Source organism: Vibrio sp. 10N.261.51.F12, assembly GCF_041471725.1.
Classification (GTDB): domain Bacteria; phylum Pseudomonadota; class Gammaproteobacteria; order Enterobacterales; family Vibrionaceae; genus Vibrio.
The window spans coordinates 1-22,398 of sequence record NZ_JBFROV010000022.1; the positions used below are offsets into that span (position 1 = coordinate 1).

At 44.9% G+C, this 22,398-nt stretch carries 36 protein-coding genes; 32 read left to right on the forward strand and 4 right to left on the reverse strand.

Annotation, left to right across the window (positions count from 1 at the left end):
* Positions 1–486 precede the first annotated feature (486 nt).
* From rpsJ to rplQ, 28 genes are all read left to right on the forward strand, one after another.
* On the forward strand, positions 487–798 hold the full coding sequence (rpsJ, locus tag AB4405_RS14320; protein WP_005417222.1) for a 30S ribosomal protein S10: 312 nt from the start codon (positions 487–489) through the stop codon (positions 796–798).
* 14 nt (positions 799–812) lie between these two features.
* Complete coding sequence (gene rplC / locus AB4405_RS14325; protein WP_102471343.1) at positions 813–1,442, forward strand: 50S ribosomal protein L3; 630 nt, start codon at positions 813–815, stop codon at positions 1,440–1,442.
* A gap of 16 nt (positions 1,443–1,458) precedes the next feature.
* Positions 1,459–2,061 carry a 50S ribosomal protein L4 gene (gene rplD / locus AB4405_RS14330; protein WP_102471342.1) on the forward strand — a complete coding sequence of 201 codons (603 nt, stop codon included), beginning with the start codon at positions 1,459–1,461 and terminating at the stop codon, positions 2,059–2,061.
* Positions 2,058–2,360 carry a 50S ribosomal protein L23 gene (rplW, locus tag AB4405_RS14335; protein WP_031495626.1) on the forward strand — a complete coding sequence of 101 codons (303 nt, stop codon included), beginning with the start codon at positions 2,058–2,060 and terminating at the stop codon, positions 2,358–2,360. The genes rplD and rplW overlap by 4 nt, the downstream gene beginning before the upstream one ends.
* Before the next feature lie 15 nt (positions 2,361–2,375).
* A complete protein-coding gene (gene rplB, locus AB4405_RS14340; RefSeq protein WP_102471341.1) occupies positions 2,376–3,200 on the forward strand; it encodes a 50S ribosomal protein L2 in 825 nt (274 codons plus the stop codon).
* Between the two features lie 19 nt (positions 3,201–3,219).
* Positions 3,220–3,498, forward strand: coding sequence for a 30S ribosomal protein S19 (rpsS, locus tag AB4405_RS14345; protein ID WP_102471340.1), 279 nt, complete (start codon positions 3,220–3,222; stop codon positions 3,496–3,498).
* 9 nt (positions 3,499–3,507) lie between these two features.
* The gene (gene rplV, locus AB4405_RS14350) at positions 3,508–3,840 is read left to right on the forward strand and encodes a 50S ribosomal protein L22 (RefSeq protein ID WP_102471339.1); all 333 of its coding nucleotides are present in this window, start codon (positions 3,508–3,510) and stop codon (positions 3,838–3,840) included.
* A gap of 17 nt (positions 3,841–3,857) precedes the next feature.
* Positions 3,858–4,556, forward strand: coding sequence for a 30S ribosomal protein S3 (gene rpsC, locus AB4405_RS14355; RefSeq protein WP_102471338.1), 699 nt, complete (start codon positions 3,858–3,860; stop codon positions 4,554–4,556).
* An 11-nt stretch (positions 4,557–4,567) separates the two neighbouring features.
* On the forward strand, positions 4,568–4,978 hold the full coding sequence (gene rplP, locus AB4405_RS14360; protein ID WP_102471337.1) for a 50S ribosomal protein L16: 411 nt from the start codon (positions 4,568–4,570) through the stop codon (positions 4,976–4,978).
* Entirely contained in the window at positions 4,978–5,169 is a 192-nt protein-coding gene (gene rpmC / locus AB4405_RS14365) for a 50S ribosomal protein L29 (protein ID WP_102471336.1), read from the forward strand. Before rplP ends, rpmC begins: the two co-directional genes overlap by 1 nt.
* Entirely contained in the window at positions 5,169–5,423 is a 255-nt protein-coding gene (gene rpsQ / locus AB4405_RS14370) for a 30S ribosomal protein S17 (protein ID WP_102471335.1), read from the forward strand. The genes rpmC and rpsQ overlap by 1 nt, the downstream gene beginning before the upstream one ends.
* Before the next feature lie 160 nt (positions 5,424–5,583).
* Entirely contained in the window at positions 5,584–5,955 is a 372-nt protein-coding gene (rplN, locus tag AB4405_RS14375) for a 50S ribosomal protein L14 (protein ID WP_017036074.1), read from the forward strand.
* A gap of 10 nt (positions 5,956–5,965) precedes the next feature.
* Positions 5,966–6,283 carry a 50S ribosomal protein L24 gene (gene rplX / locus AB4405_RS14380; protein ID WP_102471334.1) on the forward strand — a complete coding sequence of 106 codons (318 nt, stop codon included), beginning with the start codon at positions 5,966–5,968 and terminating at the stop codon, positions 6,281–6,283.
* Positions 6,284–6,307: 24 nt separating this feature from the next.
* Positions 6,308–6,847 (forward strand): 50S ribosomal protein L5, encoded by a 540-nt coding sequence (gene rplE, locus AB4405_RS14385; protein WP_102471333.1) that lies wholly within the window; start codon positions 6,308–6,310, stop codon positions 6,845–6,847.
* A 17-nt stretch (positions 6,848–6,864) separates the two neighbouring features.
* Complete coding sequence (gene rpsN, locus AB4405_RS14390) at positions 6,865–7,170, forward strand: 30S ribosomal protein S14 (RefSeq protein WP_102471332.1); 306 nt, start codon at positions 6,865–6,867, stop codon at positions 7,168–7,170.
* A gap of 29 nt (positions 7,171–7,199) precedes the next feature.
* Positions 7,200–7,592, forward strand: coding sequence for a 30S ribosomal protein S8 (gene rpsH / locus AB4405_RS14395; protein WP_102471331.1), 393 nt, complete (start codon positions 7,200–7,202; stop codon positions 7,590–7,592).
* Positions 7,593–7,602: 10 nt separating this feature from the next.
* Positions 7,603–8,136 (forward strand): 50S ribosomal protein L6, encoded by a 534-nt coding sequence (gene rplF / locus AB4405_RS14400; protein ID WP_102471330.1) that lies wholly within the window; start codon positions 7,603–7,605, stop codon positions 8,134–8,136.
* A gap of 9 nt (positions 8,137–8,145) precedes the next feature.
* A complete protein-coding gene (gene rplR, locus AB4405_RS14405; RefSeq protein ID WP_102471329.1) occupies positions 8,146–8,499 on the forward strand; it encodes a 50S ribosomal protein L18 in 354 nt (117 codons plus the stop codon).
* A 14-nt stretch (positions 8,500–8,513) separates the two neighbouring features.
* Positions 8,514–9,014 (forward strand): 30S ribosomal protein S5, encoded by a 501-nt coding sequence (gene rpsE, locus AB4405_RS14410; protein WP_102471328.1) that lies wholly within the window; start codon positions 8,514–8,516, stop codon positions 9,012–9,014.
* Between the two features lie 5 nt (positions 9,015–9,019).
* Positions 9,020–9,199 carry a 50S ribosomal protein L30 gene (gene rpmD / locus AB4405_RS14415; RefSeq protein WP_102471327.1) on the forward strand — a complete coding sequence of 60 codons (180 nt, stop codon included), beginning with the start codon at positions 9,020–9,022 and terminating at the stop codon, positions 9,197–9,199.
* A gap of 5 nt (positions 9,200–9,204) precedes the next feature.
* Positions 9,205–9,639 (forward strand): 50S ribosomal protein L15, encoded by a 435-nt coding sequence (rplO, locus tag AB4405_RS14420; protein ID WP_102471326.1) that lies wholly within the window; start codon positions 9,205–9,207, stop codon positions 9,637–9,639.
* Between the two features lie 20 nt (positions 9,640–9,659).
* A complete protein-coding gene (gene secY, locus AB4405_RS14425; RefSeq protein ID WP_102471325.1) occupies positions 9,660–10,994 on the forward strand; it encodes a preprotein translocase subunit SecY in 1,335 nt (444 codons plus the stop codon).
* 27 nt (positions 10,995–11,021) lie between these two features.
* Positions 11,022–11,135, forward strand: a complete 114-nt coding sequence (rpmJ, locus tag AB4405_RS14430) for a 50S ribosomal protein L36 (protein ID WP_000868186.1) — start codon at positions 11,022–11,024, stop codon at positions 11,133–11,135.
* 151 nt (positions 11,136–11,286) lie between these two features.
* Complete coding sequence (gene rpsM, locus AB4405_RS14435) at positions 11,287–11,643, forward strand: 30S ribosomal protein S13 (protein WP_102471324.1); 357 nt, start codon at positions 11,287–11,289, stop codon at positions 11,641–11,643.
* An 18-nt stretch (positions 11,644–11,661) separates the two neighbouring features.
* On the forward strand, positions 11,662–12,051 hold the full coding sequence (rpsK, locus tag AB4405_RS14440; protein WP_001118870.1) for a 30S ribosomal protein S11: 390 nt from the start codon (positions 11,662–11,664) through the stop codon (positions 12,049–12,051).
* A 35-nt stretch (positions 12,052–12,086) separates the two neighbouring features.
* A complete protein-coding gene (rpsD, locus tag AB4405_RS14445; RefSeq protein WP_102471323.1) occupies positions 12,087–12,707 on the forward strand; it encodes a 30S ribosomal protein S4 in 621 nt (206 codons plus the stop codon).
* A 24-nt stretch (positions 12,708–12,731) separates the two neighbouring features.
* Positions 12,732–13,724, forward strand: a complete 993-nt coding sequence (locus tag AB4405_RS14450; RefSeq protein ID WP_102471322.1) for a DNA-directed RNA polymerase subunit alpha — start codon at positions 12,732–12,734, stop codon at positions 13,722–13,724.
* 26 nt (positions 13,725–13,750) lie between these two features.
* Complete coding sequence (gene rplQ / locus AB4405_RS14455) at positions 13,751–14,137, forward strand: 50S ribosomal protein L17 (protein ID WP_102471321.1); 387 nt, start codon at positions 13,751–13,753, stop codon at positions 14,135–14,137.
* A 78-nt stretch (positions 14,138–14,215) separates the two neighbouring features.
* Here the strand turns inward: rplQ and AB4405_RS14460 are convergent, their stop codons facing one another.
* Positions 14,216–14,686 (reverse strand): DUF2780 domain-containing protein, encoded by a 471-nt coding sequence (locus AB4405_RS14460; RefSeq protein WP_372061480.1) that lies wholly within the window; start codon positions 14,684–14,686, stop codon positions 14,216–14,218.
* Between the two features lie 93 nt (positions 14,687–14,779).
* Entirely contained in the window at positions 14,780–15,403 is a 624-nt protein-coding gene (locus tag AB4405_RS14465; RefSeq protein WP_102471319.1) for an FKBP-type peptidyl-prolyl cis-trans isomerase, read from the reverse strand.
* A 212-nt stretch (positions 15,404–15,615) separates the two neighbouring features.
* Between AB4405_RS14465 and AB4405_RS14470 the strand changes: the two genes are divergently transcribed.
* Positions 15,616–16,227, forward strand: a complete 612-nt coding sequence (locus tag AB4405_RS14470; protein ID WP_372061482.1) for a LysM-like peptidoglycan-binding domain-containing protein — start codon at positions 15,616–15,618, stop codon at positions 16,225–16,227.
* Positions 16,228–16,244: 17 nt separating this feature from the next.
* Here the strand turns inward: AB4405_RS14470 and AB4405_RS14475 are convergent, their stop codons facing one another.
* Positions 16,245–16,697, reverse strand: a complete 453-nt coding sequence (locus AB4405_RS14475; RefSeq protein WP_372061484.1) for a GNAT family N-acetyltransferase — start codon at positions 16,695–16,697, stop codon at positions 16,245–16,247.
* A gap of 95 nt (positions 16,698–16,792) precedes the next feature.
* On the reverse strand, positions 16,793–18,760 hold the full coding sequence (locus AB4405_RS14480; protein WP_372061485.1) for a bifunctional 2',3'-cyclic-nucleotide 2'-phosphodiesterase/3'-nucleotidase: 1,968 nt from the start codon (positions 18,758–18,760) through the stop codon (positions 16,793–16,795).
* A 315-nt stretch (positions 18,761–19,075) separates the two neighbouring features.
* Between AB4405_RS14480 and cobA the strand changes: the two genes are divergently transcribed.
* From cobA to cysN, 3 genes are read left to right on the forward strand one after another with little or no spacing between them, the layout of a single operon-like run.
* Positions 19,076–19,990: a uroporphyrinogen-III C-methyltransferase gene (gene cobA, locus AB4405_RS14485; protein WP_372061486.1), complete on the forward strand. Its 915-nt coding sequence runs from the start codon at positions 19,076–19,078 to the stop codon at positions 19,988–19,990.
* Positions 19,991–20,000: 10 nt separating this feature from the next.
* Complete coding sequence (gene cysD / locus AB4405_RS14490) at positions 20,001–20,957, forward strand: sulfate adenylyltransferase subunit CysD (protein WP_277869428.1); 957 nt, start codon at positions 20,001–20,003, stop codon at positions 20,955–20,957.
* An 18-nt stretch (positions 20,958–20,975) separates the two neighbouring features.
* Positions 20,976–22,388: a sulfate adenylyltransferase subunit CysN gene (gene cysN, locus AB4405_RS14495; RefSeq protein ID WP_102471313.1), complete on the forward strand. Its 1,413-nt coding sequence runs from the start codon at positions 20,976–20,978 to the stop codon at positions 22,386–22,388.
* The last annotated feature ends 10 nt before the right edge of the window (positions 22,389–22,398 follow it).

Consider the following 22,398-nt stretch of genomic DNA (forward strand, 5'->3'; position numbering starts at 1 on the left):
TAATTTTTAGCAAAATCTTGCGAATACCGCACTGAAAAAGAGGAGCTTAGGCTCCTCTTTTTATTTGAAGTAGTACGAGTACTACTGGCCCCTAAGACTGATATCGCTGCCCTGATTTCCCCTGCAAAATCCTTTCCTTATTTATGTGCTGATTATTTTCTCTCCTCCTATTGCAAGTCCGCTGATGTTCTGTATAATAGCGCGCTCTGGCCTAGCCAGTTGTGAACCAATGAGCACTGAGGAGTGAACGCCTACTCACGTAGATGTTTAGTAACGTAGACTCAGCTTATGTTCGCAGTTAATACAATTACTTTTTATTTACTAGCGTATTTATACGTTAAATAGGTTTAGGGTAATCGAAAATTAGCTGACAATGCATTCAATTAGAATGCTACGGTTTCACATAAATCAATCGACATTCTCTCGCTTTAGCGAGCATGAGTGGCGATATTGTTTGTGTAATAATTAATTTTGGAGCTCTGTCTCATGCAGAACCAACGTATTCGTATCCGCCTAAAGGCTTTTGATTACAAGCTAATCGATCAGTCTACTGCGGAAATCGTTGAAACAGCTAAGCGTACCGGCGCACAGGTTCGTGGTCCTATTCCACTTCCTACTCGTAAAGAGCGTTTCACTGTTCTTACCTCTCCACACGTCAACAAAGATGCACGTGATCAGTACGAAATTCGTACTCACAAGCGTTTGATCGACATCGTTGAGCCAACAGATAAAACTGTTGATGCTCTAATGCGTCTTGATCTTGCTGCTGGCGTTGATGTTCAAATCAGCCTAGGTTAAGGGAGATAAGAATAATGATTGGTCTAGTCGGACGTAAAGTGGGTATGACCCGCGTATTTACCGAAGAAGGCGTTTCTATCCCTGTAACAGTAGTTGAGGTTGAAGCGAACCGTGTAACTCAAGTTAAATCACTTGAGACTGACGGTTATGCTGCAATTCAAATTACTGCAGGCGAGAAGAAAGCTAGCCGTGTTTCTAAGCCACAAGCTGGCCACTTTGCGAAAGCAGGTGTTGAAGCAGGTCGCGGTCTTTGGGAATTCCGTTTGGAAAACGGCGAAGAGTTTGAACTTGGCGCTGAGCTAAACGTAGAACTATTCAACGACGTTAAAAAAGTAGACGTTACTGGTACATCTAAAGGTAAAGGCTTCCAAGGCGCTATCAAGCGTTGGAACTTCTCTACTCAAGATATGACTCACGGTAACTCCTTGTCTCACCGTGCACCGGGTTCAATTGGTCAATGCCAAACTCCAGGTCGCGTATTTAAAGGCAAGAAAATGGCAGGTCACATGGGTGCTGAGCGTGTAACGACTCAAAACCTAGAGATCGTACGTGTTGACGCTGAGCGCGGTTTGCTCCTTATTAAAGGTGCAGTACCAGGCTCAACAGGCGGCAACGTGATCGTTAAACCAGCTATTAAAGCATAACGTCTAGGAGTAAGTAATGGAATTGATGGTTAAAGGTGCTGATGCACTAACTGTTTCCGAGACTACTTTCGGACGTGACTTCAACGAAGCTCTTGTACACCAAGTAGTTGTTGCTTATGCAGCAGGTGCTCGTCAAGGTACTCGTGCTCAAAAGACTCGTTCAGAAGTATCTGGCGGTGGCGCTAAGCCATGGCGTCAAAAAGGTACTGGCCGTGCACGTGCTGGTACAATTCGTAGCCCAATCTGGCGTACAGGTGGTGTTACTTTTGCTGCGAAACCACAAGATCACAGCCAAAAAGTAAACAAAAAAATGTACCGCGGTGCTATGAAAAGCATTCTTTCTGAGCTTGTTCGTCAAGAGCGTCTAGTTGTTGTAGACAACTTCTCAGTTGAAGCACCAAAAACAAAAGAGCTAATCGCTAAGCTTAATGATCTTGAGCTAACGGACGTTCTTATTGTGACTAGCGAAGTAGATGAGAATCTATTCTTAGCTGCTCGTAACCTTTACAAAGTTGATGCTCGTGACGTTGCTGCGATTGATCCAGTAAGTCTAATCGGCTTTGACAAGGTTCTAATGACTGCTGACGCAGTTAAGCAAGTTGAGGAGATGCTAGCATGATCACTGAAGAACGCATCCTAAAAGTTCTACGTGCTCCGCACATTTCTGAGAAAGCAACTATGGCTGCAGAGAAAGCGAATACTATCGTTTTCAAAGTAGCGAAAGATGCAACGAAGAAAGAGATCAAAGCAGCTGTAGAAAAGCTATTTGAAGTTGAAGTTAAGTCTGTAAATACTCTTATTCTTAAGGGTAAGACTAAACGCCAAGGTCTACGCCAAGGTCGCCGCAGCGACGTTAAGAAAGCGTATGTTACTTTGGCTGAAGGTCAAGACCTTGACTTCGTTGGCGGCGCGGAATAACAGGAGTAGTTAAGAATGGCTATTGTTAAATGTAAGCCGACTTCCCCTGGTCGTCGTCACGTTGTTAAAGTTGTTAACACTGACCTGCACAAGGGTAAGCCATACGCACCACTTCTAGAGAAAAACTCTAAGAACGGTGGTCGTAACAACAACGGTCGTATTACAGTACGTCACATCGGTGGTGGTCATAAACACCATTACCGTTTGATTGACTTCAAACGTACTAAAGACGGTATCCCAGCGAAAGTTGAGCGTCTAGAATACGATCCAAACCGTAGCGCAAACATTGCTCTAGTTCTGTACGCAGACGGTGAGCGCCGCTACATTATTGCACCAAAGGGCATCCAAGCGGGTGACTCTATCCAATCAGGTGTTGATGCGCCAATCAAAGCAGGTAACACTCTGCCGATGCGTAACATCCCTGTAGGTTCTACAGTTCACTGTGTTGAATTGAAGCCTGGTAAAGGTGCACAAATTGCTCGTTCTGCAGGTGCATACGCACAACTTATCGCTCGCGATGGTGCTTATGTAACTCTACGCCTACGTTCAGGTGAAATGCGCAAAGTATTATCAGAAGGCCGTGCTACGCTCGGTGAAGTTGGTAATGCTGAGCACATGCTACGTGAACTAGGTAAAGCTGGTGCTAGTCGCTGGCGCGGTGTTCGTCCAACCGTCCGCGGTGTGGTAATGAACCCGGTAGATCACCCGCACGGTGGTGGTGAAGGTCGTACATCTGGTGGCCGTCACCCAGTATCTCCTTGGGGTCAGCCTACTAAAGGCTTTAAGACTCGTAAGAACAAGCGCACTGACAAGTACATTGTACGTCGTCGTAATAAATAATCTATAAAGAGGAATCGCCATGCCACGTTCTCTCAAGAAAGGTCCTTTTATTGACCTACACTTGCTGAAGAAGGTAGAGAAAGCGGTGGAAAGCGGAGACAAAAAGCCTGTTAAGACTTGGTCCCGTCGCTCAATGATCATACCTACTATGATCGGTTTGACCATCGCTGTCCATAATGGTCGTCAGCACGTACCAGTTTTCGTTACCGAAGAAATGATCGGTCACAAACTGGGCGAATTTGCACCAACTCGCACTTATCGCGGCCATGCTGCAGATAAGAAAGCTAAGAAGAAATAGGAGTAGATGATGGAAGCTATCGCTAAACATAACTTTGCTCGTATTTCTCCTCAGAAAGCTCGCTTAGTTGCAGACCAAATCCGCGGTAAAAACGTGGATCAAGCGCTAGAACTACTTACTTTCAGCAACAAAAAAGCTGCTGAATTAATTAAGAAAGTTCTAGAATCAGCAATCGCGAATGCGGAACATAACGAAGGTGCAGATATCGACGATCTTAATGTCGCTAAAATCTTCGTAGATGAAGGCCCTATCATGAAGCGTATTATGCCTCGTGCTAAAGGCCGTGCCGACCGTATCTTGAAGCGTTCAAGCCACATCACTGTTGTTGTAGCAGATCGCTAAAAGCTAGGAGATAAGCAATGGGTCAGAAAGTACATCCAAATGGTATTCGTCTTGGCATCGTTAAGCCTTGGAATGCTACATGGTTTGCTAATACCAACGAATTCGCTGATAACCTAGATGGCGACTTCAAGGTACGTCAGTTCCTTACTAAGGAACTAGCAAAAGCGTCTCTATCACGCATCGTTATCGAGCGTCCAGCGAAGAGCATCCGTGTGACTATTCACACAGCTCGTCCTGGTGTTGTTATCGGTAAGAAAGGCGAAGACGTTGAGAAGCTACGCACTGCTGTAGCTAAAATCGCAGGTGTACCAGCGCAAATTAACATCGCTGAAGTACGTAAGCCTGAGCTAGACGGCAAATTAGTTGCTGATAGCATCGCGTCTCAACTAGAGCGTCGTGTGATGTTCCGTCGCGCTATGAAGCGTGCGGTTCAGAATGCTATGCGTCTAGGCGCTAAAGGTATCAAAGTGCAAGTAAGCGGTCGTTTAGGCGGCGCTGAAATTGCACGTGCTGAGTGGTATCGTGAAGGCCGTGTGCCTCTACACACTCTACGTGCTGACATTGATTACGCAACTTCTTCGGCTCACACCCAATACGGTGTGATCGGCGTTAAAGTCTGGATCTTCAAAGGTGAGATTCTAGGCGGTATGCCGGCAGCTAACGCTGTTGAGCCAAAAGGCGACAAGCCTAAGAAGCAGCGCAAAGGCCGTAAGTAAGGAGTCGACAGATGCTACAACCTAAACGTACTAAGTTCCGCAAGGTTCAAACAGGCCGTAACCGTGGTTTAGCTAAAGGTACTGATGTAAGCTTCGGTACTTTTGGTCTTAAAGCGGTTGGCCGTGGTCGTCTTACTGCTCGTCAGATCGAAGCGGCACGTCGTGCTATGACGCGTCACGTTAAGCGTCAAGGCCAAATCTGGATCCGTGTGTTCCCAGATAAGCCAATCACAGAAAAACCACTTGAAGTTCGTCAGGGTAAGGGTAAAGGTAACGTTGAGTACTGGGTAGCCCAAATCCAACCTGGAAAGGTTATGTACGAAATGGACGGTGTACCTGAAGAGTTGGCACGTGAAGCGTTCCGCCTAGCGGCTCGCAAACTGCCGTTCAAAACTACATTTGTAACTAAGCAGGTGATGTGATGAAAGCACAAGATCTACGCGAAAAAAGCGTTGAAGAGCTTAACGCTGAGCTTTTGAATTTGCTACGTGAACAGTTTAACTTGCGCATGCAAGGTGCAACTGGTCAACTTCAGCAAACTCATACTCTTAAAGCTGTACGCCGTGATATCGCACGTGTGAAAACTGTTTTGACTGAGAAGGCAGGCGCATAATGAGCGACAAAATTCGTACCCAACTAGGTCGTGTACTTAGCAACAAGGCTGACAAGTCTATCGTTGTGACAATCGAACGCATGGTGAAACACCCAATTTACGGTAAATTCGTAAAGCGTACGACTAAAATACACGCACATGACGAAAACAACGAGTGTGGCATTGGCGACACTGTTGAGATTCGTGAATGTCGTCCAATGTCTAAGATGAAATCTTGGACTTTGGTAAACATCGTAGAAAAAGCGAAATCTTAATCAGATTTTTAGCTTAAAAATCAAGCGGCTCCGATTTATTTTGGGGGCCGCTTATTTTTTGTCTACCCAATCTCGATAAAGGGTGATATAGTTCGCGTCCCTTTAAAGAGGCAGCCCGACCCGAGAGGGTCTAGTTTTTATTATTTAGCGGAGCACTAACATGATCCAAATGCAAAGTACACTCGACGCTGCGGATAACTCCGGCGCTCGTAGAGTAATGTGTATTAAGGTCCTGGGTGGCTCTCACCGCCGTTATGCACACATCGGTGATGTCATCAAGGTTACTGTGAAGGAAGCAATTCCTCGTGGTAAAGTTAAAAAAGGTGATGTCCTGAAGGCGGTGGTAGTTCGCACCCGTAAAGGCGTACGTCGTCCAGATGGCTCTGTCATTCGCTTCGACCGCAACGCTTGTGTATTGTTGAACGACACTACTGAGCAACCAGTCGGCACACGTATCTTTGGTCCAGTGACGCGTGAACTTCGCAATGCGAAATTCATGAAAATCGTTTCACTAGCACCAGAAGTTCTGTAAGGAGCGGCACATGGCAGCTAAAATCCGTCGTAACGACGAAGTAATCGTTCTTGCTGGGAAAGACAAAGGCAAGAAAGGTAAAGTAACTAAGGTTCTAGCGACCGGTAAAGTTATCGTTGAAGGCATTAACCTTGTTAAGAAGCACCAAAAGCCGGTTCCGGCTCTAGGTCAACAAGGTGGCATCGTTGAACAAGAAGCAGCTATTGATGCTTCCAACATTGCAGTCTTTAACGCGGCTACTGGTAAAGCAGACCGCATCGGTTTCCGTATCGAAGATGGTAAGAAAGTTCGTTTCTTTAAATCTAACGGCGAAACTGTTTCTAACTAATTAGAAGTAATTTGGAGTTCTACTATGGCGAAACTGCATGATTACTACAAGTCGTCTGTAGTTGCTGAACTGACCAAAGAGTTCAGCTACTCAAGCGTCATGCAAGTCCCTAGGATTGATAAAATCACCCTAAATATGGGCGTTGGTGAAGCAATCAACGATAAGAAACTGCTAGAAAACGCAGCTGCTGATATGGCAACGATCTCTGGTCAAAAGCCACTTATCACTAAAGCGCGTAAATCTGTTGCTGGTTTCAAAATTCGTGAAGGCTACCCAATTGGTTGTAAAGTAACCTTGCGTGGCGAACGTATGTGGGAATTTTTAGAGCGTTTAATCTCTATCGCACTTCCACGTGTACGTGATTTCCGTGGTGTTAGCGCTAAGTCTTTTGACGGACGCGGTAACTACAGCATGGGCGTTCGCGAGCAAATCATCTTCCCGGAAATCGACTACGATAAAGTAGACCGTGTTCGTGGCTTAGACATCACTATTACGACGTCTGCTGCAAACGATGAGGAAGGCCGAGCTCTGCTGGCTGCCTTTAACTTCCCATTCCGCAAGTAAGGTGAAGGGTTACTGTTATGGCTAAACAATCAATGAAAGCACGTGAAGCAAAACGTGCAAAGCTTGTAACTAAGTTCGCAGAAAAGCGTTCAGCGTTAAAAGCAATCATTAGCGATGTTAACGCATCAGAAGAAGATCGTTGGAATGCGGTTCTAAAACTGCAATCTCTTCCACGTGATTCAAGTGCATCACGTCAGCGCAACCGTTGCAACCAAACTGGTCGTCCACACGGTTTCCTACGTAAGTTCGGTCTAAGCCGTATTAAGGTTCGTGAAGCTTGCATGAAAGGCGAGATTCCTGGACTTCGTAAGGCTAGCTGGTAATTGCCGCTTAATCATTTGGAGTAAATCATATGAGCATGCAAGATCCGATTTCGGATATGCTGACCCGTATTCGTAACGGTCAGGCAGCAAATAAAGTTGCTGTTAAAATGCCTTCTTCAAAGCTTAAAGTTGCAATTGCTGCTTTGCTGAAAGCTGAAGGTTATATTACAGATTTCGCTGTTGATGGCGAAACTAAACCTGAGCTAGAAGTTACACTTAAGTACTTCCAAGCTAAACCTGTAATCGAGCAAATCAAACGTGTATCTCGTCCTGGTCTTCGTGTTTACAAGAAGAACAACGAGCTACCATCTGTAATGGGTGGTTTGGGTATTGCAGTCGTATCTACTTCCAAGGGTCTGATGTCAGACCGTGCTGCTCGTAAAGCATGCCTTGGCGGTGAAATCATCTGTTACGTCGCTTAAGGAGTAGACTATGTCTCGTGTTGCTAAAGCACCTGTCGCTATTCCAGCTGGCGTAGAGGTGAAACTAAACGGCCAAGAAGTTACTGTTAAAGGTAGCAAAGGTGAACTAACTCGCGTTCTTAACAATGCAGTAGTTGTTGCACAGGAAGAGAACAACCTAACTTTCGGACCGAAAGAAGGTGTTGCTAACGCTTGGGCACAAGCAGGTACTGCTCGTGCACTAGTTAACAACATGGTTGTTGGTGTTACCGAAGGCTTTACTAAGAAACTGACTCTTAAGGGTGTTGGTTACCGTGCTGCTATTAAAGGCAATGCGGTTGGCCTAACTCTAGGTTTCTCTCACCCAGTTGAGCACGAGTTGCCAGCGGGTATTAAAGCCGAGTGTCCTAGCCAAACTGAGATCATCATTACTGGTTGCGATAAGCAATTAGTAGGTCAAGTTGCAGCTGACATTCGTTCTTACCGTGAGCCTGAGCCTTATAAAGGCAAAGGTGTTCGTTACGCAGATGAAAATGTGCGTACCAAAGAAGCTAAGAAAAAATAAGGTAACACTATGGATAAGAAAGCATCTCGCATCCGTCGTGCTACACGTGCGCGTCGTAAGATTGCAGAACTGGGTGCAACTCGCCTAGTTGTACACCGTACTCCGCGTCATGTGTACGCTCAGGTTATCGCATCAAACGGCTCTGAGGTCATCGCTTCTGCTTCTACTGTAGAAAAAGCGATCCGTGAGCAAGTTAAGAACACTGGTAACATCGAAGCAGCTCAAGCAATAGGTAAAGCTATTGCAGAACGCGCTCTTGAAAAAGGCGTTTCTACAGTTGCATTTGATCGTTCTGGTTTCCAATACCACGGTCGAGTAGCGGCGCTAGCAGATTCTGCTCGCGAAGCTGGTCTGAAATTCTAAGGTAGGGTTGGAAGATGGCAAGAGAACAACAACAAGCTAGTGATTTGCAAGAAAAACTAATCGCTGTTAACCGTGTTTCTAAAACGGTTAAAGGTGGTCGAATCATGAGCTTCACTGCACTAACAGTAGTTGGTGACGGTAATGGTCGTGTAGGTTTCGGTTACGGCAAAGCCCGTGAAGTACCTGCAGCGATCCAAAAAGCAATGGAAAAAGCGCGTCGCAACATGGTTACGATTTCGCTTAACGAAGGCACTCTTCACCACGCGGTGAAAGGTCGTCATTCGGGCTCTAAGATCTACATGCAGCCAGCTGCAGAAGGTACTGGTATCATCGCCGGCGGTGCGATGCGTGCAGTACTTGAAGTTGTAGGTGTTCACAACGTATTAGCTAAAGCTTACGGTTCAACTAACCCAATCAACGTTGTTCGCGCAACGATTGCTGGTCTAGTAGACGTTAAGTCTCCAGAAATGGTAGCAGCTAAACGTGGTCTCACTGTTGAATCGATTTCGGAGTAAGAACCATGGCTAATACTATTAAAGTGACTCAAACTAAGAGTTCAATCGGTCGTCTACCTAAGCACAAAGCGTGTCTTAAAGGTTTAGGCCTTCGTAAAATCAACCATACAGTAGAGCTTGAAGATACTCCGTGTGTACGCGGTATGATCAACAAGGTTTACTACATGGTTAAAGTTGAGGAGTAATCAGAATGCGTTTGAATACTCTATCACCGGCTGCGGGTTCTAAGCCTTCTAAGAAGCGCGTAGGTCGTGGTATCGGTTCTGGCCTTGGTAAAACAGCAGGCCGTGGTCATAAAGGCCAAAAGTCACGTTCTGGCGGCAGTGTTCGTCCAGGCTTTGAAGGCGGTCAAATGCCTTTGAAACAGCGTCTACCTAAATTCGGTTTCACTTCTCGTAAGAGCCTAGTGTCTGCTGAAGTTCGTCTAGCTGAGCTAGCGAAAGTAACTGGTGACGTTGTTGATCTAAACAGTCTTAAAGCGGCTAACGTTATCACTAAGAACATCGAATTTGTAAAAGTTGTTCTTTCAGGTGAACTAACGAAAGCTGTGACTGTTAAAGGTCTACGCGTGACAAAAGGCGCTAAAGCTGCAATCGAAGCTGCAGGCGGTAAAATCGAGGAATAATCTCGAGGGACGAGGTACAGATGGCTAAGAAACCAGGACAAGATTTTAACAGTGCTAAAAGTGGCTTAAACGAGCTCAAATCGCGCCTTTTATTCGTACTTGGTGCGCTATTAGTGTTCCGTGCCGGCTCTTTTGTGCCGATTCCTGGTATTGACGCGGCTGTACTTGCCGATTTGTTCGAACAGCAAAAAGGTACCATCGTAGAAATGTTTAACATGTTCTCCGGTGGTGCTCTAGAGCGTGCATCTATTTTAGCACTGGGCATCATGCCGTATATTTCGGCATCTATTGTTGTCCAGTTGCTAACTGTAGTTCATCCAGCGTTAGCCGAACTCAAAAAAGAGGGTGAGGCAGGGCGTCGTAAGATTAGCCAATATACGCGTTATGGTACGCTTGTACTTGCAACATTCCAGGCAATAGGTATTGCAACTGGCCTTCCAAACATGGTCAATAATCTGGTTGTTATCAACCAAACCATGTTTACGCTGATTGCTACCGTAAGTTTAGTAACCGGTACCATGTTTTTGATGTGGTTAGGTGAACAAATTACAGAGCGTGGAATCGGGAATGGTATTTCCATTCTTATTTTTGCAGGTATTGTTGCTGGATTGCCTTCGGCAATTGGTCAAACAATCGAGCAAGCGCGTCAAGGTGAACTGCACGTACTTCTTTTGTTGTTTATTGCTGTGTTATCTTTCGCAGTTATTTATTTTGTGGTGTTCATGGAGCGTGGTCAACGTCGTATCGTCGTTAACTATGCAAAACGACAACAAGGCCGCAAAGTATTTGCTGCTCAAAGTACGCACTTGCCGTTGAAAATCAACATGGCAGGTGTTATTCCAGCAATTTTCGCATCGAGCATTATCCTGTTCCCAGGAACATTGGCTCAGTGGTTTGGTCAAAACGGAGAGAGCAGCGCATTCGGTTGGTTAACTGATGTGTCTTTAGCTCTTAGCCCAGGTCAACCATTGTATGTAATGCTTTATGCAGCAGCGATAATTTTCTTCTGTTTCTTCTATACGGCGTTGGTTTTCAACCCAAGAGAAACAGCAGATAATTTGAAGAAGTCTGGTGCATTCGTACCCGGTATCCGCCCAGGAGAGCAGACAGCGAAGTATATTGATAAAGTAATGACTAGATTAACCCTAGCTGGTGCTCTATATATTACCTTTATCTGTCTGATTCCCGAGTTTATGATGGTCGCTTGGAACGTACGTTTCTATTTTGGCGGCACATCACTACTAATCGTAGTGGTTGTTATCATGGACTTTATGGCACAGGTACAGACTCATCTGATGTCTCAACAGTATGATTCTGTGTTGAAAAAAGCAAATCTGAAAGGCTCAGGCCGTTAATTCAGATTTAATTTACGGAGTTTAGCAATGAAAGTTCGTGCTTCCGTTAAAAAAATCTGCCGTAACTGTAAAGTTATCAAGCGCAACGGTGTTGTGCGCGTAATTTGCAGTGAGCCAAAGCACAAACAGCGCCAAGGCTAATAAAGCAGAAATTTTTACTTGAAATATGAGGTATGGTCGAGTATATTCCTCGACCTACCTTTTGCGTGCAAAAGAAGTAGTATCCCGCAACGTATCCTAAACGGGCTTTGTTGCGGATAATTCTTTTACGAAACACTTTATGGAGTGAATAATGGCCCGTATAGCAGGCATTAACATTCCTGATCAAAAGCACGCTGTAATCGCACTAACTGCGATCTACGGCATTGGTAAGACTCGCTCTCAAGCTATTCTAGCTGAAGTGGGTATTGCTGAAGATGTTAAGATCAGTGAACTAAATGAAGAACAGATCGATCAACTGCGTGATGGTGTTGCAAAATACACTGTAGAAGGTGATCTACGTCGTGAAGTCTCAATGAACATCAAGCGTCTTATGGACCTTGGTTGTTACAGAGGTCTTCGTCATCGTCGCAGTCTACCACTACGTGGACAGCGTACTAAAACCAACGCTCGCACCCGCAAGGGTCCGCGTAAGCCGATCAAGAAATAGTCGGGAAGGTAGAGTACAATGGCTAAACAACCAACACGCGCTCGTAAGCGCGTACGCAAGCAAGTTGCTGATGGCGTAGCGCACATTCATGCTTCTTTCAATAACACAATCGTAACCATTACTGATCGCCAAGGCAATGCTCTTGCTTGGGCTACAGCAGGTGGTTCAGGTTTCCGTGGCTCTCGTAAGTCTACTCCGTTTGCTGCACAAGTTGCTGCTGAACGTTGTGCTGAAATGGCGAAAGAATACGGTCTAAAGAACTTGGAAGTTATGGTTAAGGGTCCAGGTCCAGGTCGCGAATCTACAGTTCGTGCACTGAATGCTGCTGGTTTCCGCATCACAAACATTGTTGATGCTACACCAATCCCTCATAACGGTTGTCGTCCACCTAAGAAACGTCGCGTATAAACGTATAACGTTTCTGGGATAATTGGAGAAGAATCATGGCAAGATATTTGGGTCCTAAGCTGAAGCTTAGCCGTCGCGAAGGCACAGACTTATTCCTTAAGTCTGGTGTACGTGCGATCGATACCAAGTGTAAAATTGATAACGCACCAGGTGTACACGGCGCTCGTCGCGGTCGTCTATCTGAATATGGCGTTCAGCTTCGTGAGAAGCAAAAAGTTCGTCGTATTTATGGCGTTCTAGAAAAACAATTCCGTAACTATTACAAAGAAGCTGCTCGCCTTAAGGGCAACACAGGTGCAAACCTGCTTCAGCTTCTTGAAGGTCGTCTTGACAACGTAGTTTACCGCATGGGCTTTGGCGCAACTCGCGCAGAAGCACGTCAACTAGTTAGCCACAAAGCTATCGTAGTTAACGGTAAAGTTGTAAACGTTCCTTCTTTCAAAGTTTCGGCTAATGACGTTGTTACTATCCGCGAGAAAGCTAAACAGCAATCTCGTATTAAAGCGGCTCTAGAAGTTGCTGGACAACGTGAAAAACCAACTTGGATTGAAGTAGATGCTGGTAAGATGGAAGGAACATTCAAGCGTATGCCTGAGCGTTCAGATCTATCTGCTGACATTAACGAACACTTGATCGTCGAACTTTACTCTAAGTAAGGTTTAATATAAAGAGAGGACACAATGCAGGGTTCTGTAACAGAATTTCTTAAGCCACGTCTTGTTGATATTGAACAAATCAGCACGACACACGCAAAAGTAACTCTTGAGCCATTAGAGCGTGGCTTTGGCCACACTCTAGGTAATGCACTTCGTCGTATTCTACTATCTTCTATGCCAGGTTGTGCTGTAACAGAAGTTGAAATAGAAGGCGTTTTGCACGAGTACAGCACTAAAGAAGGCGTTCAAGAAGATATCCTTGAGATATTGCTTAACTTGAAAGGTCTAGCTGTTCGCGTAGCCGAAGGCAAAGATGAAGTATTCATTACACTGAATAAATCAGGCTCAGGCCCTGTTGTTGCAGGTGACATCACCCATGATGGTGATGTAGAGATCGCTAACCCAGAACACGTTATTTGTCACCTAACGGATGACAACGCTGAGATCGCTATGCGTATCAAAGTAGAACGTGGTCGTGGTTACGTTCCAGCTTCAGCTCGTATCCATACTGAAGAAGATGAGCGCCCAATCGGTCGTCTACTTGTAGATGCTACATACAGCCCAGTCGATAAAATCGCCTATGCTGTTGAAGCAGCTCGTGTAGAACAACGTACTGACTTGGACAAACTTGTCATCGACATGGAAACGAACGGTACTCTGGAACCTGAGGAAGCTATCCGTCGTGCAGCTACTATTTTAGCTGAACAACTGGATGCATTCGTAGATCTTCGTGATGTACGAGTTCCTGAGGAGAAAGAAGAGAAGCCGGAGTTCGATCCTATTCTACTGCGTCCTGTAGACGATCTTGAACTAACAGTTCGCTCTGCTAACTGTCTGAAAGCAGAAGCGATTCACTACATCGGTGATCTTGTACAGCGTACTGAGGTTGAGCTACTTAAAACGCCAAACCTTGGTAAAAAATCTCTTACTGAGATTAAAGACGTACTTGCATCACGTGGTCTTTCTCTGGGCATGCGCCTAGAAAACTGGCCACCAGCGTCTATCGCTGAAGATTAATCGATACTAGTTAGAAGGATTAGGTCATGCGCCATCGTAAGAGTGGTCGTCAACTCAACCGCAACAGCAGTCATCGCAAAGCGATGTTCAGCAATATGGCTAGCTCTCTTGTACGTCATGAAGTAATCAAGACTACATTGCCTAAAGCAAAAGAGCTACGTCGCGTAGTTGAGCCTTTGATTACACTAGCTAAGACTGACAGCGTTGCTAACCGTCGTCTAGCATTTGCACGTACTCGTGATAACGAAGTAGTTGCGAAACTATTCAACGAACTAGGTCCACGTTTTGCTACCCGCCAAGGCGGTTACACACGTATCCTAAAAGCTGGTTTCCGTACCGGCGATAAAGCTCCAATGGCTTTCATTGAGCTTGTAGATCGCCCAGAAGCTGCTGAAGAAGCTGCTGCTGAGTAATAGTTCGAAGCATTAAAAAGCCGAGTATTTATACTCGGCTTTTTTGTGTCTGAAATCTGGCTTATTTATCAGTACGATTTATTGCCATAAGCTCGTTAACGATCCTAATAACTCAGAACTTGCACCTTGCGTACCTAAATAATCGAGCACGACAGGCGCGAATTGCGAGATCATGCTAGGATCTAGCCCTACCGATGCGAAAATATTCTTAACGCTTTCCATATTTTCAACTGACGTTAATAAACCACTGCTGCTTAACGATGACATTCCTGGGATCAGTGAACTCAGTTCAGATGCTTGTCCACTTCCTAAACTATTTTGAGCTAACGATAGCAGCGCACCTGCGCCAGTCGTTGCTTGCTCAGGTGTAATCGATAAATTATCGACAAGGTTACCGACAACTGCAGAATTTTGTGTCTGGCTTAGCGACGCTGCGCTATTGAGCATGCTGTTTGTTGAATCTGAATCTAATGTTGGCAAGTCAAACTCGGCCATTGCAGGTAAAGTAACGAGAGAGAGTGCGAGCACGGCAGGGGTTATTTTGATCATGATATAGTCCATTTTGTTGTTCATGACCGTAAGTTTAGACAATAAAAAAAGCAGTGACGAATCACTGCTTAAATAATTTTATGTTTATGGAGATTAGCCTAGGATTTCTAGAAGCTCTACTTCAAAAACAAGTGCTGCAAATGGTGGGATTGCAGCGCCAGCGCCACGCTCGCCATATGCAAGGTCTTGTGGAATGCAAAGCTTCCATTTTGAACCAACAGGCATAAGTTGAAGTGCTTCAACCCAACCTTTGATTACGCCTGTTACTGGAAATTCAGCTGGTTGGCCACGAGATACTGAACTATCAAATACAGTTCCATCAGTTAGCTCACCGTGGTAGTGAACTCGTACTGTGTTGTCTGCAGTTGGGATTTCACCAGTACCTTCAGTGATTACTTCGTATTGAAGACCAGACTCAAGAACGGTAACTTCTGGACGAAGTGCGTTGTCTGATAGGAATACTTCACTATCAGCAGATGCCGCTTTAGCCGCTTCTTGGCGAGCTGATTCTGCACGAGTGTGTAGGTCTTGAAGAGCATTGTTAATCTCATCAATTTCGATTTCTGGCATGTCACCAGTAAGCGCAGTTGCAATACCTTTAGCGATTGCATCAACGTTAAGACCTTCTAGGCCGCTTCCTGCTAGTTGTTGGCCCATTTGTAGACCAATACCGTAGCTAGCTTTTTGTTCTACAGTTTCTAATTTCACGTCAGACATGACGGTCTCTCTTTGCTTATCGAATGAAGCGCAAAGGATACCAGTTCTTAAATAAAACCGGAATGCTCTTAAGAAGTTTTACTATTTAATTTGAGTAAGTTGTAAAACTTGTGACATTAGACTGCTATAAACAGGTTTTCCTACGATTTTCCTATACTCTGATCGTGGGTTTTTTTAAACTGGACCCGTTGTTTAGTAGGAGACGGATAGGAATGAATCGTCGTCAAAGGAAGAAACAAAAAATCGATCATTTACAGCCATTAAAAGCGCTGTGGGCTAAGATGGATTTTTCTAAAATCAAAACCAAGAGTCAAGCGCTTGGTAAACCGAATCTATTGGCGTTGAAAGCAAAATTTTCATCCTTTTGGTTCAACTTGCCATTGTTGCACCGTCGATTACTAAGCGTGATTGTACCCATCGTAGTCGTGTTATTGCTTTGGCCTAGTCATAAGACAACATCACCTATTGAGCCTAGTCCAACCAACCAACGTGTGACCGTCAGTGTTAATGCGCAGTCGTTGAGTGAACAAAGTGCTCAAAAGGATTTGGAGCAAGTGACTGAGACCGATTGGAGAGAATATACGGTTAAGAAAGGCGATACCCTTGCTCAGGTTTTCAGAAAAAACCAATTGCCGATGGCGGATTTAAACTCTCTTGCTCGAGTCGAAGGGGCTGATAAACCACTAAGCCGAATTAAACAAGGCCAGCTCATCCGCTTTAAATATAGCCAAGAGGGCCAGTTGGACATTCTGCAGATCGAAAAAGGCGAACAATCCATCATGTTCTTCAGGTTGTCTGACGGCGGATTTGGCCGGAGTAAATAAGGCAATCAAGTCTGACGCTAGCGCGTCAGTCTCATATCTACGTGCGGGATATCATCTTCCAGATATTGCTCTGAGCAAGGCTGAAAGCCATGTTTACCATAGTAATTTTTTAAATGGTATTGCGCGCCAATTGTAATATCTTCATTTGGCCATAAATCTTCGCATGCTTTTATCGCATAGCTAATGAGTTCATGGCCTAAACCATTGCCACGATGATTACTATTTGTGGCAACTCGGCCAATACTGACTTCCTCATAGCTGATACCTTTTGGCAAAAGTCTTGCGCAAGCAATGAGTTCATCCTCGCGGTAGCCGGCAAGATGATAAACACCGGCTTGGTGGTCTTTGTCATCAAGTTCTGGATAAGGGCACGTTTGCTCTACGACGAAAACATCAATACGTAACTTTAATAATTGATAAAGTTCTTGTGTGGTTAGCTCGTTAAATTTTTTTATTTTCCAGATAAGCATTGCTTTGTCTCTTATTTGGTGTGTTTGATTTAGAGTAAACTGCGGGTATAAAAAAAGCCACGCATTCGCGTGGCTTTATACTGATAGCTTAGTGGTTATTTCTGTAGATCAATACGATAAACGGCAAAGCCAACATCATCTGTTGCCACTTTTTCCATTGGGTACTGACCTTTATCTTTGATGAATTTCGCGGCTTTTTCTGATGGCGAAGTTTCAAAGCGAACATCGAGTTTTACATCAGATTGAAGCGGAGCAAACGTCCAGTTGTTATCCGCGCTCGGGGTGACTTCACCTTTGTCTTTACTGACATTAGTGATGTAACTCGCCACAACGGTGCGGTTCTCATCGGGTGAATCAAATGCAATGAATTCGCTACCAGTTCCAGGGAATTTGTTGCTGTAAGCACGATAATTGTTAGTCGCAACAAGGAACATTTGGGTTAAGTCTATAGGCTTACCTTGATAGGTTAAGTCGACAATACGCTCGCTGTTTTCATTAAGCGGCTGACAGTTAGCATCATAACGAGCGGCTTGGCTTACATCGATCTGGTAGTGAACTCCGTCCATAACGTCGAAGTTATAGGTACGGAAGTTATCCCAATCGATCAAAGACTGTGGTTTATCACTGCTAACATCAATTTGATTAAATTGACCCGCTGAGCATTCCAGCCATTCCTTGACCTCTTTTCCTGTCATTTTCAATGCAACTAACGTATTCGGATAAAGGTATAAGTCCGCCGCATTTCGGAAGGTGAGCTGTCCAGATTCAACTTCGGTGAAGTTCGCTGGGTCATTTTTTCTTCCACCGGCTTTAAAAGGTGCAGCGGCAGATAATACTGGTAATCCATCAAGATCAGGATCGCCTTGAATCATGGTTTCAACATAATCTATTTGCGCAAGATTGACGATTTGTACGGTAGGATCGTCCTGAACCAGAGCTAGGAAGCTGTACATAACATCATTTGCTTTGCCGATTGGCTGGTTAACAAAATCACGTGTCGCATCATGATCGGTTTTAACCGCATCGACGATGCCTTTATCGGCATCAACCAACGGTTTCTTACTGACCGCATCAAAAATTGGTCGAGCTTCGGTTTGCGTTTGTGTTTGTGCGACTTTCCATGTGTCCCCATCTTTAGTCAGCATGAGATCCATCACACCCACATGGCTACCCCAACGACCCGGCATCACTGCCGCAACACCATTGATGGTGCCTTTTTCGTTATCGACGCCTTGGATATTTTCAAACCCTTTACCTGGGAATACCGCATGGGAGTGACCAAACGCGATCGCGTCAATGCCTTTTACTTCTGAAAGGTAGTACGTTGAGTTTTCAGCGCCTGCTTTATATGGGTCGCTAGATACGCCTGAGTGAGGAATAGCGATAATGATATCGGCTCCCTCTTTTTTCATTTGAGGCACTAGTTCTTCAGCGGTCGTCTTGATGTCTTTAGCAAAGACTTTGCCTTCTAGATTTTTTTTATCCCAAACCATGATTTGTGGTGGAACAAAACCAATGTAACCAACTTTTACTTGTTGTGCATTGCCAGCGGTATCTTGGAAGGTATGTGTCTTGATGAGGTAAGGCTTAAAGTAGTGCTCACCGGTTGCTTGATCAAAAACGTTAGCATTGACATACGGGAAGTTAGCGCCCTTCAATGAAGCCGCTAAGAAATCTAAACCATAGTTAAATTCGTGATTACCGATGTTACCTACATCATAGCTGAGTTGATTCATCGCTTTGTAAACGGGGTGTATATCGCCCGGCTTCACGCCTTTATCTGCCATGTAATCGCCCATAGGACTACCTTGTAGCAGATCACCATTGTCCACGAGCACACTGTTGTTGACTTCATTGCGTGCTTCTTTGACCAGTGTGGCAGCACGGGCTAAGCCGATTTTTTGTGAAGGCTTGTCTTTGTAGTAGTCATAATCCATGACATTAGTATGAATATCAGTTGTTTCGATTATTCTTAATTTAATTTCATCTGCCATTACCGGGCCTGCTATTGCTAGCATGCCGCCAAGCACTGCGATTGAAATAGGTTTCACTGCCACTTTCATCTTCATATCCTTTCTATGGAATTCTGTTTCAAAACATGCCAATTGTATCAATTTGTTATGAAAGATATTTTTCATACATAAAGAAAGTGTGATCTAAATTGGTTGTTATTGTGGGTTTTGATTCGTATGTCTCATCTCGAGGCCACCCCAATATCAATAGTAGAAGGGAACGCGTGAATGCGTCCTTTTACTTCGGTAAAAAGTGGCAAATTCGTCCTATAGTGGTTTTTGGAATAAAAAATGAAATTTTAGAATTTCAGGTAATATAGCCAGTTGGTCATAATGCCAACATCAGATACGCGATGGACTGCCAATATGGACCAAGCTCACAACCACTCGACAGACTTAAAACCTACACCTCAGTTGGTGGCGAGTACAGTCAAACCTAGACTGCCTTCTTCAAAACTAAAAGCCGGTGAAGTGGCTTTGGTTGGTGCTGGCCCGGGCGATCCTGAGTTACTCACTCTCAAAGCTCTGAATTTTTTACAGCAAGCTGATGTGGTTTTGTACGACTACCTTGTTTCCGAAGAAATCATGGCCTTGGTACCGGATAGCACTGTGCTGGTATGTGTGGGTAAGCGAGCAGGGCATCATAGCGTTCCTCAAGATAAGACCAATCAATTACTGCTCGATTTTGCTCAAAGTGGTCATAAGGTTGTGCGAATTAAGGGCGGGGACTCCTTTATGTTTGGCAGAGGGGGAGAAGAACTCCAGGTTCTTGCTCAAGCCGGTATTCAATTTCAAGTGGTTCCCGGTATTACAGCTGCAGCTGGCGCGACAGCTTATGCAGGTATTCCTCTGACTCATCGTGATTATGCCCAGTCTGCGCTATTTGTTACTGGCCATCTCAAGCCTGGAAGCGACGATATGGATTGGTCGACACTCGCAAGGCCCAATCAAACCTTAGTCATTTATATGGGCCTAATGAAGTCAGAGTATATTCAGCAGCAATTGGTGCGTCATGGACGACGTCTTGATGTACCAGTGGCGATTATTGAACGTGGCACTCAGCAAAGCCAAAAAGTATTAATAGGTCAGCTAAAGGATCTTTCCGATCTTGCAAAGAATGCACAAGCGCCATCATTGATCGTGGTGGGCGAGGTGGTTGAACTAGCAAGAGAGCTTGCTTGGTTTGGTGATACAAACAATACCGGAGAGGCGACGGGTCTTAATAAGACCGTTAGCTTCGGAAACAAAATCAATCACGCGCTTAGTGTAAAGAGTGCATAGGAATTCAGTCTTGTGGAGATGCAATGAGTCTCCACTCGCAAAAAAGGAAGCACAACAAATGGACCAAGAAAGACTCACTCACCTTAAGCAACTTGAAGCGGAGAGCATTCACATTATTCGTGAAGTCGCTGCTGAATTTGATAACCCGGTCATGATGTATTCAATCGGTAAAGATTCTTCCGTCATGTTGCACCTGGCTAGAAAAGCCTTTTACCCAGGAAAAATCCCATTTCCTTTGTTACACGTGGATACCGACTGGAAATTCAAAGAAATGATTGATTTTCGAGATCGTACCGCCAAGAAGTATGGGTTTGAGCTTTTGGTTCATAAAAATCCAGAAGGCCTGGAAATGGGGATCAATCCCTTTGTGCATGGCTCTTCAAAACATACCGACATCATGAAAACCCAAGGTTTGAAGCAAGCACTCAATCAATACGGCTTTGATGCGGCATTTGGTGGAGCTCGTCGCGATGAAGAAAAGTCTAGAGCAAAAGAGCGAGTCTATTCGTTTAGGGATAAAAACCATACATGGGATCCTAAAAATCAACGTCCAGAATTGTGGAATACCTATAACGGTCAAATAAATAAAGGCGAAAGCATTCGAGTATTCCCGCTATCGAATTGGACGGAGCTGGATATTTGGCAATATATCTACCTCGAAAATATCGAGATGGTACCACTGTATTTAGCGGCAGAGCGCCCTGTCGTTGAGCGAGATGGCATGCTGATCATGGTTGATGATGAGCGTATGGAGATCCAACCTGATGAAAAAGTGGAAAATAAGAGCGTACGTTTTAGAACGCTTGGTTGTTACCCACTGACAGGAGCGGTCGAATCAACGGCATCCACACTGACAGAGATCATTGAAGAGATGCTTGTCGCGACCTCAAGCGAGCGACAGGGTCGGGCGATCGATCATGATCAGTCAGGATCGATGGAGCTTAAAAAACGTCAGGGATATTTCTAAGGATCGAAGGGACACATTATGAATAGCGTAGTTGAAACACAACTTGCCGAACTGGGTATCGAGGGTTACCTCAACCAGCATCAGCACAAATCTTTACTTCGATTCCTGACCTGTGGCTCAGTGGATGATGGCAAAAGTACCTTAATTGGACGCTTGCTCCATGACTCGAAACAAATTTATGAAGATCAACTAGCCGCGGTGCACTCGGATAGCCAACGAGTAGGAACCACTGGCGACAAGCCTGACCTCGCTTTATTGGTTGATGGCTTGCAAGCTGAGCGTGAACAAGGCATCACCATTGATGTGGCGTACCGTTATTTCTCTACGCAGAAACGAAAGTTCATCATTGCTGATACACCAGGGCATGAACAATATACGCGTAATATGGCTACGGGAGCATCAACGTGTGATCTTGCGGTTATTTTGATTGACGCGCGTAAAGGCATGTTGGATCAGACTCGTCGTCATTCCTTTATTGCTAGTTTACTCGGGCTTAAGCAATTTGTTGTTGCCGTGAACAAAATGGATTTAGTGGACTTTTCTCAAGAGCGATTCGAGTCCATTCGTGATGATTATTTAGCGTTTTCTGAGAAACTCGGTAAAGGCATTGATATTCAAATTATTCCGTTATCAGCGCTTGATGGCGATAACGTGGTCGACGCGGGTGAGAACATGCCGTGGTATCAAGGCAAGCCGTTGTTGGAGTTATTGGAAACCGTCGATATTGACCAAGATAAACGCTACGGCGAATTTCGATTCCCCGTGCAGTATGTGAATCGCCCTAACCTCGATTTTCGTGGGTTTGCTGGCACCGTTGGTTCTGGTGAGATCCGTGTAGGCGATGAGATAAAATCGCTGCCGTCTGGAAAGACGTCGACCATAGAAAGCATCGTGACATTCGACGGCAATCTCGACGTAGCATTTGCAGGGCAAGCCGTGACGTTAACCTTGACGGATGAAATCGATATCAGCCGTGGTGACCTTATCGTCAAACAAGATGCAAAAGTGACATCATCGAATCGTCTGCTAGCGGATGTCGTCTGGATGACGGATGACGCATTGACGGCAGGCAAAACCTACGACATTAAAATCGCCGGCAAGAAAACACAAGGACAGCTAGAAGCGGTTCGTCATCAATACGATATCAATACGCTGGCATCTTTCGATACTGAAACCCTACCAATTAATGGTATTGGGCTATGTGAGTGGTCACTTACTGAATCGGTAGCCATTGATAATTATGATGCCGTGCAAGATACAGGTGGCTTTATTATCATCGATCGCCTCACCAATGTGACAGTAGGGGCAGGCTTAGTTCGAGATGCACTTGCTGAGCAGCAGCGTTCTCCTAAGGAGCGCATGGGGGCGTTTGAAAGCGAGCTTAAATCACTGATATTGAAGCACTTCCCTGAGTGGGATGCCAAGATATAAGCTTGTGGCC